1 protein-coding gene is annotated in these 346 nt (G+C 22.5%); it reads left to right on the top strand.

The window, feature by feature from the left end:
- Positions 1-65 precede the first annotated feature (65 nt).
- Positions 66-346: hypothetical protein (locus tag C9J34_RS22590; RefSeq protein WP_238600762.1), on the top strand; the 281-nt coding region annotated here is incomplete at its 3' end.

The following is a 346-nucleotide window of genomic DNA, read 5'->3' as shown; positions in this document are numbered from 1 at the left end:
TTTTTTTATACCATAACACAACAATAGTATTTTTTGTATAATAATCTAAAAATGGAGTGAAAAATATGATTTTTATTATTTTTATAGAATTGCTAATATGCACCTTAATTACTTATCTTTGGACATACGGAAGCCATTTTTATATTAATATGAGCCGTAGCTATGCTGCTTCTAGTTTTCCAGGTGATATAACATTTACTCAAAAAATACTTTATCAATTATTTTTCTCAATAACGTTGTTTGGAACTTTATGTATTATCACATTTTTATTATATTTAATATTTAAAAATAAACTAAACCTTCTATCATCTAAAAAGAAAATCATATACACAATACCATTAATTTG

It is taken from the genome of Metasolibacillus meyeri, from assembly GCF_003049505.1.
Lineage (GTDB): Bacteria > Bacillota > Bacilli > Bacillales_A > Planococcaceae > Metasolibacillus > Metasolibacillus meyeri.
The sequence above is the reverse complement of the archived record's forward strand: the minus strand, read 5'-3'. Positions and strand labels throughout refer to the sequence as shown.